At 39.5% G+C, this 13,482-nt stretch carries 12 protein-coding genes and 1 pseudogene; 6 read left to right on the top strand and 7 right to left on the bottom strand.

What is annotated here, in order from left to right:
- Window positions 1-90 precede the first annotated feature (90 nt).
- The 3 genes from BCU84_RS20545 to BCU84_RS20535 all read right to left on the bottom strand — a co-directional run bounded on the left by BCU84_RS20545 (window position 91) and on the right by BCU84_RS20535 (window position 3,276).
- Window positions 91-1,581: a Gfo/Idh/MocA family oxidoreductase gene (locus BCU84_RS20545; protein WP_102529900.1), complete on the bottom strand. Its 1,491-nt coding sequence runs from the start codon at window positions 1,579-1,581 to the stop codon at window positions 91-93.
- A gap of 310 nt (window positions 1,582-1,891) precedes the next feature.
- The gene (locus tag BCU84_RS20540) at window positions 1,892-2,890 is read right to left on the bottom strand and encodes a 2-dehydropantoate 2-reductase (RefSeq protein WP_102529899.1); all 999 of its coding nucleotides are present in this window, start codon (window positions 2,888-2,890) and stop codon (window positions 1,892-1,894) included.
- A gap of 11 nt (window positions 2,891-2,901) precedes the next feature.
- A complete protein-coding gene (locus BCU84_RS20535) occupies window positions 2,902-3,276 on the bottom strand; it encodes a VanZ family protein (protein ID WP_102529898.1) in 375 nt (124 codons plus the stop codon).
- A gap of 169 nt (window positions 3,277-3,445) precedes the next feature.
- On the opposite strand from BCU84_RS20535, the gene BCU84_RS20530 reads away from it, so the two are divergent.
- The 4 genes and pseudogenes from BCU84_RS20530 (at window position 3,446) to BCU84_RS20520 (ending at window position 7,558) form a co-directional block, all read left to right on the top strand.
- A complete protein-coding gene (locus BCU84_RS20530) occupies window positions 3,446-3,931 on the top strand; it encodes a YajQ family cyclic di-GMP-binding protein (RefSeq protein WP_102529897.1) in 486 nt (161 codons plus the stop codon).
- A 143-nt stretch (window positions 3,932-4,074) separates the two neighbouring features.
- Window positions 4,075-4,233, top strand: a pseudogene (locus BCU84_RS20670) (hypothetical protein); the annotation flags it as partial.
- A gap of 353 nt (window positions 4,234-4,586) precedes the next feature.
- A complete protein-coding gene (locus tag BCU84_RS20525) occupies window positions 4,587-6,299 on the top strand; it encodes a hypothetical protein (protein WP_102529896.1) in 1,713 nt (570 codons plus the stop codon).
- Window positions 6,300-6,388: 89 nt separating this feature from the next.
- Window positions 6,389-7,558 carry a BamA/TamA family outer membrane protein gene (locus tag BCU84_RS20520; RefSeq protein WP_102529895.1) on the top strand — a complete coding sequence of 390 codons (1,170 nt, stop codon included), beginning with the start codon at window positions 6,389-6,391 and terminating at the stop codon, window positions 7,556-7,558.
- A gap of 98 nt (window positions 7,559-7,656) precedes the next feature.
- On the opposite strand, the gene BCU84_RS20515 is transcribed toward BCU84_RS20520, so the two are convergent.
- From BCU84_RS20515 to BCU84_RS20500, 4 genes are all read right to left on the bottom strand, one after another.
- Window positions 7,657-9,066 (bottom strand): MFS transporter, encoded by a 1,410-nt coding sequence (locus BCU84_RS20515; protein ID WP_102529894.1) that lies wholly within the window; start codon window positions 9,064-9,066, stop codon window positions 7,657-7,659.
- 120 nt (window positions 9,067-9,186) lie between these two features.
- On the bottom strand, window positions 9,187-9,525 hold the full coding sequence (locus BCU84_RS20510) for a hypothetical protein (protein WP_102529893.1): 339 nt from the start codon (window positions 9,523-9,525) through the stop codon (window positions 9,187-9,189).
- A gap of 413 nt (window positions 9,526-9,938) precedes the next feature.
- Entirely contained in the window at window positions 9,939-10,523 is a 585-nt protein-coding gene (locus BCU84_RS20505; protein ID WP_102529892.1) for a peptidylprolyl isomerase, read from the bottom strand.
- A 39-nt stretch (window positions 10,524-10,562) separates the two neighbouring features.
- On the bottom strand, window positions 10,563-11,129 hold the full coding sequence (locus BCU84_RS20500) for a YajG family lipoprotein (RefSeq protein ID WP_102529891.1): 567 nt from the start codon (window positions 11,127-11,129) through the stop codon (window positions 10,563-10,565).
- 324 nt (window positions 11,130-11,453) lie between these two features.
- Here BCU84_RS20500 and BCU84_RS20495 point away from each other — a divergent pair, with 324 nt between their 5' ends.
- Both BCU84_RS20495 and BCU84_RS20490 read left to right on the top strand, forming a co-directional pair.
- Entirely contained in the window at window positions 11,454-12,479 is a 1,026-nt protein-coding gene (locus tag BCU84_RS20495) for a DUF2804 domain-containing protein (protein WP_102529890.1), read from the top strand.
- 55 nt (window positions 12,480-12,534) lie between these two features.
- The gene (locus tag BCU84_RS20490; RefSeq protein ID WP_102529889.1) at window positions 12,535-13,443 is read left to right on the top strand and encodes a sterol desaturase family protein; all 909 of its coding nucleotides are present in this window, start codon (window positions 12,535-12,537) and stop codon (window positions 13,441-13,443) included.
- Window positions 13,444-13,482: the final 39 nt, after the last annotated feature.

Below are 13,482 nucleotides of genomic sequence, written 5' to 3'. Positions count from 1 at the left end.
ATAAATTTTTGAATATTTATTAAGTGTACTATTTTAGTAATCAAATGATAAAACCCAACATAAGGGTTTTATCATTTGATATATTAGCTTTTAAACAGCATCAGGCTCTGGGAGCTCAAACCCTTCACGATGATAGCCTTGTAATAGCGCTGATGCAGATAAGTTATCAACTATTGGGTTTTCATCGTTTTCTGATAGGTATAGTGTTTGTCCTTTTACTATATCAAGATCAACTTCGTTATCGATTAAGTTTTCCTTCACTGCTTCAAGTCTTTTAGCTATAAACTCTGGTGCACCAATGTTATTTAATTCATCTGTGACATCTTCAAAACTAGTTTTTAAACCTACTCGATATGAGATGTTACCTAAATGGCAAAGATCTCCTGATAGAAGCCCTTGCTCCAATGGGCCTTTAGCAATATGTTGGTTATTGGCTCTAATTGCTTCTAAGAAATTGTAATAATGGTTTAGTTGTTTACCATCAAATCTTTTGATTTCTTTGAATTTTTCATCACAGATTGCCGCGTAACCAGACTTATACACAATAGTACCTTCTGTGCCGTAAAAGATTACTGCATTCTCCATTCCATGGAATGGTTTAGGGTTAAGCCCTAAGATGTCCTGCAAAATCCAAGTTTCCCCGAATTTATGAACTGTTAGCATATTGTTGGGGGTCTCGCCAGCGTCGGTAGGTCCGTAACGTCCTCCGCAACTAAATACAAGGTCACCGTATCCTTTTAAATCTAAGGCAATCCTAGCAGCATCAATTCTGTGAATTCCATTATTTCCAAGTGCGCCATTGCCAAACTGCCATAACCAATGCCAATGGTAATGGAACTTACTTCGAGTTACTTCATCCTTTTTAGCTGGACCACACCAAACATCGTAATCAATAGTTGATGGAATTTTACTGGTATTAACTATAGGGGTAATTGGTCTATCTTTATGAACGATACAATGAACAATATTAATTTTACCTAATTTACCAGCTCGCATATATTCACCAGCTGCACTTAAAGAGGTATTGGAACGTAATTGTGTGCCTGTTTGAACTATCTTACCGTATTTTTTGGCGGCTGCTAAAACAGCATGCTTTTCTGAAAATGTATGAGTAACAGGTTTTTCGACATATACATGCTTACCTGCTTGAAGAGCAAGTATTGTCGCTTTAGCATGCCAATGGTGTGGTGTTGCGATACTAACGCAATCTACACTTGAATCTTTTAGCATTTCTCTAAAATCTTGAACGAATTTTGGTTTATGGCCTGTGAGTTCGTAGACTTTTTCTACAGCTGCTTTGCCTTGTTTAGTATCAACATCACATATATATGAAATATAACAATTTTTTAGTTTTGAATAGGCTGCGATATGTTTTTGTCCATGTCCACGAGTTCCTAAAAGAGCAATAGATAAACCTTTTAATTTACTCTCTGTTTTTAAATTCGGCTGGAGGGCTGAATTCTCTTTACCAGTTTCTAATCTGTGAATTGTCTTAGTTAGGCTCTCAGTAGCATTTGTTAATTCTTCAATTTTCTTAGTGAGTTTTGCAATGTCCTCACCAATAAAAAATTTTTTAAACATTAATATATCCTTTTAAATTTAAATGTAGACAATATCCGACTCTAAAATAATCGTTTTTGCTATCGTATATTGTGATGTTCAGAAAGTACCAATTAGCTGTTATTTTAACAAGTCGTATATTAATTGTTTTGCTAGTAAATCATTAAATATCAGAACAATAGATGAGTTAATTATGGACGATACTTGACTTGATATTTATAATCTAGAGCTGAAGTGCATTAATATATAATACAGAAAATGTTGGTAATACAATAAAACTCTTAATTCTTCAATAGCCATGTAAGTACTATCTACAAGATAGTTTTGTTGGTCATTTGAACAGCAACCGTATTCGATTAATTCTATCGTAAACCAAATTGTTCATAGGAACCTTAATTTTGTAAACGTCGGCACGAGCTGCAACAAAGCCATTAATCTGAGCTATTTCTGTCATGCGTTGATGTTTCACATCTTGATGCATGGATGAGAAGTTATTGGCTGTGAGGGTAATGACCTGAGCAATAGTCTCAAGTGATTCCGATAAAGATATAGTGATGCCTTCAGCATTTGCGACAGCGACACATTCAGTGGTGATGGCATTTATTTGCTGCTGATACTGTGGTTGAGCTAATTGACCATTTTGACATTGCTCGATGGCAGTGATGGGGTTAATGGCGCAATTCACAATGAGTTTTTGCCATAAACCGAGCAAGATATTATCACTGATTTGACAGTTAGGAATGGCTGTAACGAGTAATTCAATTAACTGCGGAGTTAATTTATGGCCATGAAAATGTCCGAATACTGTTTTGCCGGTACCTGTTTGACGGACATGACGCTCAGTTACTTTTATTGCCGCTTGAGAGGTTGTGCCGAGATACAGATTGATATCAGTTCTTTGCTGAGATGCTAACAACGCCATGACCTGTAAATGCGGCCCCATACCGTTGTGCAAAAGGAGTAAAGTGGCATTGTGGGGCAGTTTGTCAATTAACGCTGTTAACGCCGCTTCGACTTGATAGGACTTAACGCACACAATAACCAGTTCAATGCTGGCCAACTGCTTAGTTGTCACCGTTTTAAGATTGTTGACTAAACATGTTTCGGTATGCACGTTCACAACATTGCTAGGCTTAACGTCACTGGATAAAGCATCAAAAGTCAGCGGCTGAGTTTGGTTTTCTGCATCAGCTAGGGTGAAATTTCGTCCCAGTAATAATGGCTGAGTAAATGCATTAAGCTGATGATAGATCAACATGCCAATGGCGCCAGCGCCGACAATTGCAATGTTTGAAGTCACAGTGTTAGGAGCCGGGGAGTGTGAGCGCATAACGGGCTCTCTTATGATGCTTTTGAAGAACGTTTAGGGAACAGCTTGGCTGCCTGATACTTTCTAAAAACAAACAGAAAGATATAAAACAACGCGATACCAGCCAAATCGGCAACTACATCGGCAATAGAAGCACTGCGATAAGGAATTTGAGATTGGATGACTTCAATTAAAATAGCGTAAAAAGCCAGTATCGAACACATCCAATACCATTTAGGTTTAAAGGCGAAATAAGCTAAAAATGCCAAGCCGAAAAAGCTTAATACATGACCGACTTTATCCATGTTGTTAAACGTAACGGGGTAATTGGGCTTTGAGAAAACAAGGTAACTGACAACAAGTACAGCAAACGCAAATGATGCTGTAAAAAATAGTTTTAATTTCATGCTGTCGAGTACTTAGCCTGATGCGATATCTTTTGATTGCAGCAATAATAAAAAATGCAGCGGCTAAAGTCATTAATTTCCAGTTAATTATTGTTTTCTATTTTATGGAGGGTTTGCGCTTTCGCTGAAAATGTTAGTATTAGCACAAAGATTAATTGGGAGAATAACAATGCCATCAATGGACATCGTTTCAGAAGTAGATGAAGTTGAATTACGAAATGCTGTTGAGAACTCACGCCGCGAACTTGCTGGTCGTTTTGATTTTCGCGGCAAAGAAGCCGATATTGAACATAAAGATCATACCGTGACTTTAAAAGCGGAAGATGATTTCCAATGTCGTCAGTTAGTGGACATTCTGCGTATTCAATTGAGTAAGCGTAGCGTTGAGCCTTCAGCTATGGATGTTGATGAAAAGTCAGTTCATAGCGGTAAAACCTTCAGCTTAAAAGTTAACTTTAAGCAAGGCATTGATACCTTAGTGGCTAAAAAGCTGGTTAAGCAAATTAAAGACAGCAAGCTGAAAGTACAATCGTCTATTCAAGGTGACTCAGTACGAGTGACGGGTAAAAAACGTGATGATTTACAAGCGGTCATGCGTTTAGCGAAAGAGTCTGAATTAGGCCAACCTTTTCAGTTTAATAATTTCCGCGACTAGCTTTGATTGGCTTTAAGCCATTTATGTTGTTTTAAATAAAAATGATATCAAAAAAAGATGCTGTAACAGGTTGCTGTTACAGCATTTCTCAATGAAAGAAGATACTTAATTATCAAATCCGCTCAACCTAATACACCTTTGATGCCGCATCTGACTTAACATTGTCGATCACTCTCCTCGCGTACCAATATGATGATTTAACCTTATTGCCGGTACATCATGCGCTAATGCAAACCAGCCGATTTGTATCATTTGCCAGAGACAGAGACAGAGACAGAGACAGAGACAGAGAAATGAATTGACATTAAATGAAGTAAAGTAAAGCCAAAGGCTTGTGCTAACTGAGCATCAGTTTTTTAAAGTCATTGATGCTGATTAATCTGAATCTGTTGGTTTTTATACGCTATTTCGTTACCCCTTAGCTTAAAAGCCTCAACGTTCTTCCCTCAAGTGTGCCTCTTTTAAAATTATGTAGGGTTTTATCCTTCATGCGCGATTATGACAGTCATCTTATCAGCCATAGAATCAGCGTTAATTAAATACCTGAAATCTCCATAGGCCTTAATTGCGCTCTTTAACAGAGATTTTTGCGTTGTAACAACCTGATTTCAATTATGGCCGATATTCAGTGCCAGTGATAAAAAGTGACATAACGATGGAAGAAATACAGCTTTTATTGGGAGAATCACCATATTTTTCCGTTTTGGTCACCTTAGTTTTAGGGTGTTTGCTAGGCAAGTTATCAATCAAAGGTTTCTCTTTAGGTTGTGTGGCGGGCACCTTGTTAGTTGGTATTTTAATTGGCCAATTGGGTGGTTATATTGAACCTTCGTCTCGATGGATTTTCTTCGGTTTATTTCTGTATGTTATCGGTTATCAAGGTGGTTATAGCATTTTAAGGGTGTGGCAATTACGTAAAAAAACAATCTTAATGACCAGTTTGATTATAAGCCTTATCACTATATCCACCATGTGCTTGGCCACCTGGTTTTTTAATCTCGATTTGTATACCAGCATAGGCATGATCTCAGGAAGCTTTGTCCATCCAGAGGTAATGTACATGGTCACTGATTCGATTGAAAAGTTGCCTGAACTTTCTGAAACAGTGAAATTAGTGGCGCTTAATAATGCTTACATGGGATATGTACTGACGGTCATTTTTGGCATGGTAGGGCCTGTGATCATGATGAAATGGCTCCAATCTGCTGCAATGAAGCAAAGTGATTCACCTTTTGATAAAGCGACTCAAAATGAATTGGATGAAAGTCATTGTGATAGATACTACCCAATCGACACTCTTGAAACGGTCGTAAAACGTGTTTTTGAAGTTAATCCAACCAGTACGGTTCTTGGTAAAAGCATTGAACAACTGAACGCACCGTATTTTGACATCATGTTCGAACGAGTCAATCTAGTTGATAAGGCAAAAAGTAGTTCGAATGAGATTGATGACGCAGTTAATCACAATGAGCCACTTGTCGCGGGCGATATCGTTACCATAACGGGCAGACACGACACGCTATATTATTTTGAAGATGATGTAATAGGTAGTGAATTACCTAGTGACACTCAAGTAGATAACAATGAAGCGCATTTTAATATGCTCATCAATACCCATGGCTTTGTTGGCAAATCATTAAATGATATCAAGACTGAAATTAACCAAAATACCTACAAAAATCTTTGCATCATTCGACTTGTCAGAGATCAACAATCTATAGAAATCACGCCAGATTTAATTGTGAAACAAGATGATATTTTACAAATCATGGGCAGTGCTAGTGATATTCAATTCGTTAAACATAACTTTAGTAACAATGTTGGCCGTAATACCGAGAGTTTCGCCTTGTTTGGAATAGGGTTAGTGGCAGCTTATTTAATGAGCTTATGGAATCTCAACATTGGTGGTTTGTATTTTTATTTAAGCATTGGGCTGAGTAGCTTGATTGCTGGTACTTTCGTAGGCTGGCTGAGCAATAAAATCAATCCACTTTCTCAGTTACCTCGTCACACTATCACGTTTGTTAGAGAGTTATCCTTGCTGGCATTCATCGCCATCACAGGGTTGTATTTTGGCCCGCAAATGATTAACGAAATGAATACCAGTGGTATGAAAATCCCCTTAATTGGTTTAGGTGTCGTACTCGTATCCCAACTATTTTCATTAATGATTGCCAGTAAGATGCTGAAATTTAACAAACCTTCAGTAGCAATAGGCAAGAATATTGAAAGCAAAAGTGATGGTGTTGGCATATCAAGTCGTTATCGTTTGCACGAGCAGAGTGCAATGTATGCGATAGCCATTTCATATATTACTTCAAGCTTTTTGATGTTGTTGGTTATTTCCATGGTGTTGAACTTTATGTAGCGCTGAAACACCACAAGTCACTGTCTATCGCAGTGACTCAAATCTTACTTCCTCTATATTTAAAACCACATTAATAGGTTGAAAAAACCATGTTTAAATTTGTTTCTTTGTGCTTTCTGAGCTTAGTTTCTTCAGTGGCGATCGCCGAGAGTTCGTACTTTTTTGATGAAAAAGATGGTCAGTTTGATTTAGGGTATCACCTTGCTGAAAACGCTTATGGATTCCTTCCTGTTCCGGTATTAATTACTGAACCAGCCGTTGGTGCGGGTGGGGGGATCGTTGGGTTGTTTTTACATGAAACAGAAGCTGAGAAAGAAGCGAGAAGACAAAAAGCCCTTGAGTCAATTGATGGCGGAGCCCAATTAATGCCAGCTGCGATGACATTGGTTGGCGCGGGTGGGACGGCCAATGGTACTTGGTTTGGTATTGCTGGTCATCGTCATTCTTGGTTAGATGATAGCATTCGCTATACCGTAGTAGGCGGCGCAGCTAATGCCAATCTTGATATTTATACTCGTTTAGGTGGGCTACTTCCTCCTGATAAAGCTATTCAATTTGATACCACAACAGAAGCGCTATTCGCCTTACAAAAAATTCAATTTAGAGTGGCTGAAACCCCATTAATGCTAGGGCTTAAACAATTCTGGGCTGAATCATCAGTTTCATCTTCTAACGCTGTGGTTGACTGGATTTTACAGCAACAATTGGGTGATAAAACAACAACCTCTGGTTTAGGGCTTATTGCGGAATATGACACCCGCGACAATATTTTCTTTCCTAAGAAGGGTTATATATTCTCGGCAGAATATATGGTGTTTGATGAATCTATTGGCTCTGATCATAATTATCAAACATTAGAAGCAAGCGGTGAAGTCTACCTTCCTCTTTCTAATCATTGGACATTAGCGTTCGCAGGTGGCTATGACCAGTTATATGCTGGCGATATTCAGCTGTCACCTACGACTAAACCTTATGTAGAGTTACGCGGTGTGTCGGCGTTTAAGTATCAAGGTGACCAAGTGGCTACAGTTCAATCTCAGTTGATGTATCACCTCAATCATCGTTGGACGTTATCTGCATTCTACGGTTATGGCGTGACAGACAGTGATGCTATTGAAGAAAATAGTGATTCTGTTGATAGTTATGGGGTTGGCTTTCGTTACCAAATTGCCCGTCGATATGGCATTCATATGGGGATGGATTTCGCCACCAGTGGTGATGAAAATGCAGTTTACTTTACTTTGGGTTCAGGGTTTTAAAAGTGAGGGTTTACCACAAGCTCTGATGGCATGATTACAGCAATTATTATCTAATCTATGCCAATTGAGCTTGGGTGGTATTATTGAGCGCCTTACTATTACGGTGTGTTTTGTGGCTCTGTTTCAGAGTTTTTATTGCTTTCATCTGACTGCTGCTCGGGCTGCATACGCGATAACAGACTGATTAATATTAACACCGGAAATCCAATCAAACTGGCGGCAATAAAGAAGTTTACGTAGCCATAAGCATTGACGTATACCCCTGAGAATCCGGCAATAAACTTAGGGAACAACAGCATAATTGAAGACAGTAAAGCATACTGACTAGCGCTGTAGCCACTACTGGTTAAGCTGGATAAATAGGCGATAAAGGCTGCGGTGGCTATGCCTGCACTGAAATTATCAACCGATATCGCAAAGGTTAAGAATGGTACGTTATAGCCAATGTAAGCTTGCCATGCAAAGAGTAAGTTGGTGACAGCAACCAATAAAGCACCGACAAATAGTATCTTCATCGTGCCATAGCGCATGATTAAAATTCCGCCTGCGCCCGCGCCAAGTAACGTCATGATTAAACCATATACTTTACTTAAAAAGGCAATTTCTTCTTTACTGAAACCCATATCCACATAAAACACATTGGCCATAATGCCCATGACAATATCGGAGATCCGATAGCAAGAAATCAGCAATAAAATCAAGATGGCACTTTTGCCGTAACGTTTAAAGAAATCGACAAAAGGCAGGACGCTGGCACTGTATAACCAGGCCATAGCACTGGCTATTTTAGTCGGATACTTTTGGGCAAACTGCGCTTTAAGTTGGCGTTCTTTTTCATCTGCAGCTTTTGTATCGACTTGTGGCTCTTTACTAAACAAAGTGGTGATTAAGCCTACAGACATCAGCATTGCCATGACAAAATATGCGGTTTGCCATGCTTCTAAATTATATTCGGTATTACCTGGGTCTACCCAAGCGGCAATGGTTAGCGCCCCTGCGGTTGCTACAATCATTGCGCTACGATAGCCCACTTGATATGCAGCAGCTAATGCTGCCTGCATGTCTTGGGGGGCTGATTCGATACGGAAGGCATCAATGACGATATCTTGAGTCGCTGAGGCAAATGCCAGTATCAGGGCAAAAATGGCCAGTTGCTCTAAATCAACTAAGGGATCACTTTGTGCCATGCCCAATATCGCGGCCACTAGGCCGAGCTGGGCGAAGATCATCCAGCCTCTTCGCCGTCCGAAAAATCGGGTGAATAGGGGAAGCGCCATACGGTCCACTAATGGTGACCAAGCCCATTTGAATGCATACGTTAATGCGATCCAACTAAAGTAGCCAATAGCGGCACGGTCAACACCTGCTTCGCGAAGCCAAAAGCTTAATGTTGAAAACACCAGCATAAGCGGTAGGCCAGCAGAAAACCCCAGCAATAACATGATTAGAACACGCTTGTGATAATAAACAGACAAGGCTTCACGGGTACGAGTTAGCAGTTCAGACATTAAGGCAACGGATTGAAGGAGAATGGCTCTAGCTTATGTCGCGTAGCGTATTGGTTCAAGCCATTCTGGTTGGAAATTTTGAAGAGTGTAAAATTAACTTAAAGTAATTGAAGTTGTTGGTCAATTTGTCGGCCTGATCCCGATACAACCATGGGGCATATCCCCTCCAATATTAATGTAATCACAGCAGTCATGAATTTGTTGCCTTAGATACTGATTACCTCTAATAACCATATCTGGCCATTGATCGAAGCAGTGTAATAAATGCCAAAACACTTTTTCGGTATCTGTGGGGGTTGCTGCGTCTGTGTTGGTATCGAGGCTGATACTTTGCCATTCTTCTAGTACATCCCACATGTAAAGCTTGATTTCTTTATGCTCTAGTTGGTTATCTAAAAAAGCCTTTCCATAATAGGCCAGTTGTGGCGCCTTGGTTTCTATGAAGTCATTTGGGGTCATTGATGACATCCTTTTTATTGCAGCTATTAATCAAATAGCACTCAAAACTAAACGAATTTACTCATCAAATAATACAGAGTGAACAAGCAGCGATTTATTGACAACTTAATGAGTAATTATCTAAACACGGGAAAAAGCTGCTTACAGGTAAAAATAAGTATAGTCAGGATTGTTGAATAATTACTCAAATTTACAATGTAAGTGCTAAAAAAGTGGTTTTAGCTGTTATTAGAAATCAGCGAAGAAGAACATGCTAAAAAAAAGTGGAATGAAATCAATATTTCACTCCACTTATTCTGTTTTGTGTATCACGCAGTAGTAATCAAATTAAACTTTATTTACTTCAAAAAGTGCTTGCTGCAGTCTTATCTCTCGAGTCTTTAACGCAAAAAAAGACATATAAATAAAGTCGCTTATTGCGGCAAAAGCGTCGCTTTATTAAGTTTAATTTCTTTTACTGGAAAGTCAGGCCAATTTAACTCTGGATTGGTCATGGTTGGTGCGTAAGACATTGCTTCAAGCACCGCCATACCTTCAATGACTTCACCAAATACAGCGTAGCCCCAGCGGCGTTTAGATGGGTTGAGATTTTTGTTGTCGCCAACGTTAAAGTAGAACTGACGCGTTGCAGAGTGAGGATCGTTATCGCGTGCCATTGCAATAGTGCCAACAGAATTTGATAGACCATTACCCGACTCATTAACAATAGGGTCCATTGATGGGCCTTCTTCTAACTGCGGATTTAACCCCCCACCTTGAACAACGAAATCAGCAATCACACGATGAAAAAGGGTGTTGTCATAGTCCCCTTGAACCACATAAGTGAGGAAGTTATCGACGGTGATAGGCGCTCGAGTGCGGTCTAGCTCCACCACGACTTTGCCCATTGTGGTATCAAATTCCACTTTTGGGTAAAGGGTATTAGGCTGAATATCGACGGCAGCATTTGCCATCATTGACGAAAACAACATTACACTGGCTACAATCCGTTTAAGCATAAGGCATTCCTAATTTGTGGTCTGACGTTATTATTGAGATTACTGTTGTAAAAACTGATGTAATTCAGGGTCGTTAATAATCTTAGTTGTAAGCTCATCGATAAGCTTGTTCATATCCAACTCTAAGGTGGCAAAATCTGGGCTAAAAGGTCCTTTTAACATGCCTTTACCATTATAAATTTTAGTGAATTCTTGGGTTTGGTTTTTAGCGACAACATTGATGGTTAAGTTAGTGTTGGCTTCAAAGCCAAAAGTAGACTCAGTAACATCTGTCAGTAAGTAATCTAACTGGAACTCAACAGTATTGCTGGCGGCGGGATCTACTTGGTATCCGGCATTACTCATTGATTTTTTAAACACGCTATCAAGTTGCTGTCTGATTGGTTCACTCGGACTAACAAGCTTTGCTGCCTCATCGCCTTGATTAAAGCGAACAATAAAGTTGGCTTTACGGACATCAATGGTGCTCACTGCGACAGTGTCGTAACGATCAATTTTATTGATGACATTAGGCACATTGGGATTAAGTGCAATATGAGTAGGAGTATGACTAGCACAAGCTGATAAAAATAATGCGGAGCACAACAATAATGACAATGATTTCATGACTAAAAACGGTAAAAAATGGTGCGGTCAGAATAACAGATTTTTAGCGCCTTTCCAGTCAAAAAATGGCAGTTAATTAGATTGTGCCAATATAGTGAGTCGCAACAAATTTTAGCTCGTTAAATAAAAGCAGTGCCATCTTAATTCAATCACTAGCCATTGACTTATGCTGATAATTTATTCACGTTAGTGTGGTGTATTTGATGATTTACTCTAAATAAATACTCTTGATAAAAACGCTAGAAAGCAATCAAGCCATTATTACCTCGGATAATGCTCGACAAATATCGACACTGTAACCAGTTTTAATATAACGGATGAAGTATGTCTTTGAATCATTTACAACTTGCGCCAGACAAGCTAATGAACACTGAAGGTCAGCCTATTTTCGGACACTTTGATGGTGTGGTAGGGGACTTAGGGGTAAAACAGTTTAACTATTTTAATGAAATGGATAAGCCTTGCTCTTGGTTTGCTAAGTATTTTGATTATAAACAGTTTCAATTTATTAATATTACCACTGCGAGATACATCATTGGTGTCGCGATTGCCGATATTCGCTATGTGGGCAGCAGTTTTTGTTACTTATATGATATTGAAAAGAATAAGCTGACAGAAACTCAAGCCTTAAAACCGTTATCCTGGGGGATGTCTGTATCACGCTCGCCTCAGCAAGGTAAGGCAAGGATTAAGCACCGCCAAGGTAAGATTGAATTTTCAATTAAAGACTCCCTGTGGCAATTAACCATTAACACCGATGATATAAAAGCAGAATTACAGCTCAATCCTCCGCCATTAAGTTTACCCATGAGCTTGTGTACTCCAACTGGCTATAACGGCTGGACTTATACTCAAAAGCACAATGGTTTAAAAGTCTCTGGTCGCTTAACCATAAAAGATGAACCGCAGCCGCTTAACTTCGCTTTAGGTGGTTATGACTTTTCTGCAGGTTATATGCGCCGCGAAACCAGTTGGCGCTGGGCGTCAATCAATGCGCAAGTGGAGCAAGGGGTTTTAGGCTTAAACCTTGCCGCAGGGGTGAACGAAACAGGCGCGACTGAAAATGTCTTATGGATTAATGGTGAGCGCCATTTACTCCCAGGAGTAAAGTTCGATTTTAATCGGCATGTGAGTGACGACTTTTGGCAAATCAGCACTGCCACAGGTCAAGTCGATCTGACTTTTAGGGCACTTAATTGCCGCAGCGAAAAACTCAATTTTGGTTTTCTAAAAAGTAACTTTAGGCAGTACATCGGCTATTTTAGCGGCCACATCATCGATAATAATGGCCACAAACATGTATTGCGTAATCAGCTTGGTTTAACTGAAGATCACTTTGCTAAGTGGTAGCGTTTAATTATCCGCCCAAAACAATTTAAATAAAATAATAGTATAAAGGTTTTCAATGGATTTGAACTCAATCATCAATCACCCGGAAATGCTGCTGCTTGCATTAGCGCCAGTATTTTTTGTTTGTATTTTCCTCGAATGGTATTTAGGTGATAAACGCCAAAAACTCCCTCTTTCCGCGCGATATAAAAAAGCGGAAGTGTTTTGCAATATCAGCTTAGCGGGCATGCATCAGTTAACTGATATTCTTGCAGGGCTGCTCATTGCCAAAATCTATTTAGCAGTATTTGGCTGGAAATTATTTGATATCCAAATGGGCGCGGTCAGTTTTATCGTATTAATGGTGCTACAGGATTTCTTCTATTACTGGTTCCATCGTGCAAGTCATAGAGTGCGTTGGATGTGGGCGGCTCATGTCGTTCATCATAGCTCTGAGAATATGAACTTTAGCACCGCATTTAGACAAAGCTTAATGTACCCGCTTGCTGGAATGTGGCTGTTTTGGTTACCGCTGATTGTGATTGGCTTTGACCCTAACTGGGTAGTATTTGTGGTGCTTTTAAATCTTGGGCTGCAATTTTTTGTTCATACCCAGGCTGTCAAATCATTGGGTCCAATTGAGTGGCTATTTAATACCCCTTCACATCACCGTGTTCATCATGGTCAAAACCAGCAATACATAGACAAAAACTACGCCGGTGTATTGATCATCTGGGATAAGCTTTTCGGCACATTTGAGCCGGAAAAAGAAACCGTGATTTATGGGATCACTAAGCCTGTTAATAGCTTTAATCCTTTGATTGTCAGTTTTGCTGAATGGCGCGAGATGTTTAAAGAGGTGAGTAAGTCAGGATTGAGCATAAAGCAGCGACTAGGTGTTTTATTTTCACCCCCGTCTCAAGCTGATGTTAATACTCGTGAGAAGGTCGCTGTTGAAAGAAATGATGATAGTGTGGTCGATTGACCCATTGTCGTGTAAAGGAAAGAAGGTTTAACCTACTTA

The organism is Shewanella sp. 10N.286.51.B7 (assembly GCF_002873615.1).
GTDB lineage: Bacteria > Pseudomonadota > Gammaproteobacteria > Enterobacterales > Shewanellaceae > Shewanella > Shewanella electrodiphila.
The sequence above is the reverse complement of the archived record's forward strand: the minus strand, read 5'-3'. Positions and strand labels throughout refer to the sequence as shown.

What these genes read in the sequence shown, in the direction of transcription:
- BCU84_RS20530 (WP_102529897.1), top strand. Translation starts at nt 3,446, where the DNA reads ATGCCATCAATGGACATCGTTTCAGAAGTAGATGAAGTTGAATTACGA.
- BCU84_RS20535 (WP_102529898.1), bottom strand. Translation starts at nt 3,276, where the DNA reads ATGAAATTAAAACTATTTTTTACAGCATCATTTGCGTTTGCTGTACTT.
- BCU84_RS20505 (WP_102529892.1), bottom strand. Translation starts at nt 10,523, where the DNA reads ATGCTTAAACGGATTGTAGCCAGTGTAATGTTGTTTTCGTCAATGATG.
- BCU84_RS20500 (WP_102529891.1), bottom strand. Translation starts at nt 11,129, where the DNA reads ATGAAATCATTGTCATTATTGTTGTGCTCCGCATTATTTTTATCAGCT.
- BCU84_RS20510 (WP_102529893.1), bottom strand. Translation starts at nt 9,525, where the DNA reads ATGACCCCAAATGACTTCATAGAAACCAAGGCGCCACAACTGGCCTAT.
- BCU84_RS20495 (WP_102529890.1), top strand. Translation starts at nt 11,454, where the DNA reads ATGTCTTTGAATCATTTACAACTTGCGCCAGACAAGCTAATGAACACT.
- BCU84_RS20540 (WP_102529899.1), bottom strand. Translation starts at nt 2,890, where the DNA reads ATGCGCTCACACTCCCCGGCTCCTAACACTGTGACTTCAAACATTGCA.
- BCU84_RS20525 (WP_102529896.1), top strand. Translation starts at nt 4,587, where the DNA reads ATGGAAGAAATACAGCTTTTATTGGGAGAATCACCATATTTTTCCGTT.
- BCU84_RS20520 (WP_102529895.1), top strand. Translation starts at nt 6,389, where the DNA reads ATGTTTAAATTTGTTTCTTTGTGCTTTCTGAGCTTAGTTTCTTCAGTG.
- BCU84_RS20490 (WP_102529889.1), top strand. Translation starts at nt 12,535, where the DNA reads ATGGATTTGAACTCAATCATCAATCACCCGGAAATGCTGCTGCTTGCA.
- BCU84_RS20515 (WP_102529894.1), bottom strand. Translation starts at nt 9,066, where the DNA reads ATGTCTGAACTGCTAACTCGTACCCGTGAAGCCTTGTCTGTTTATTAT.
- BCU84_RS20545 (WP_102529900.1), bottom strand. Translation starts at nt 1,581, where the DNA reads ATGTTTAAAAAATTTTTTATTGGTGAGGACATTGCAAAACTCACTAAG.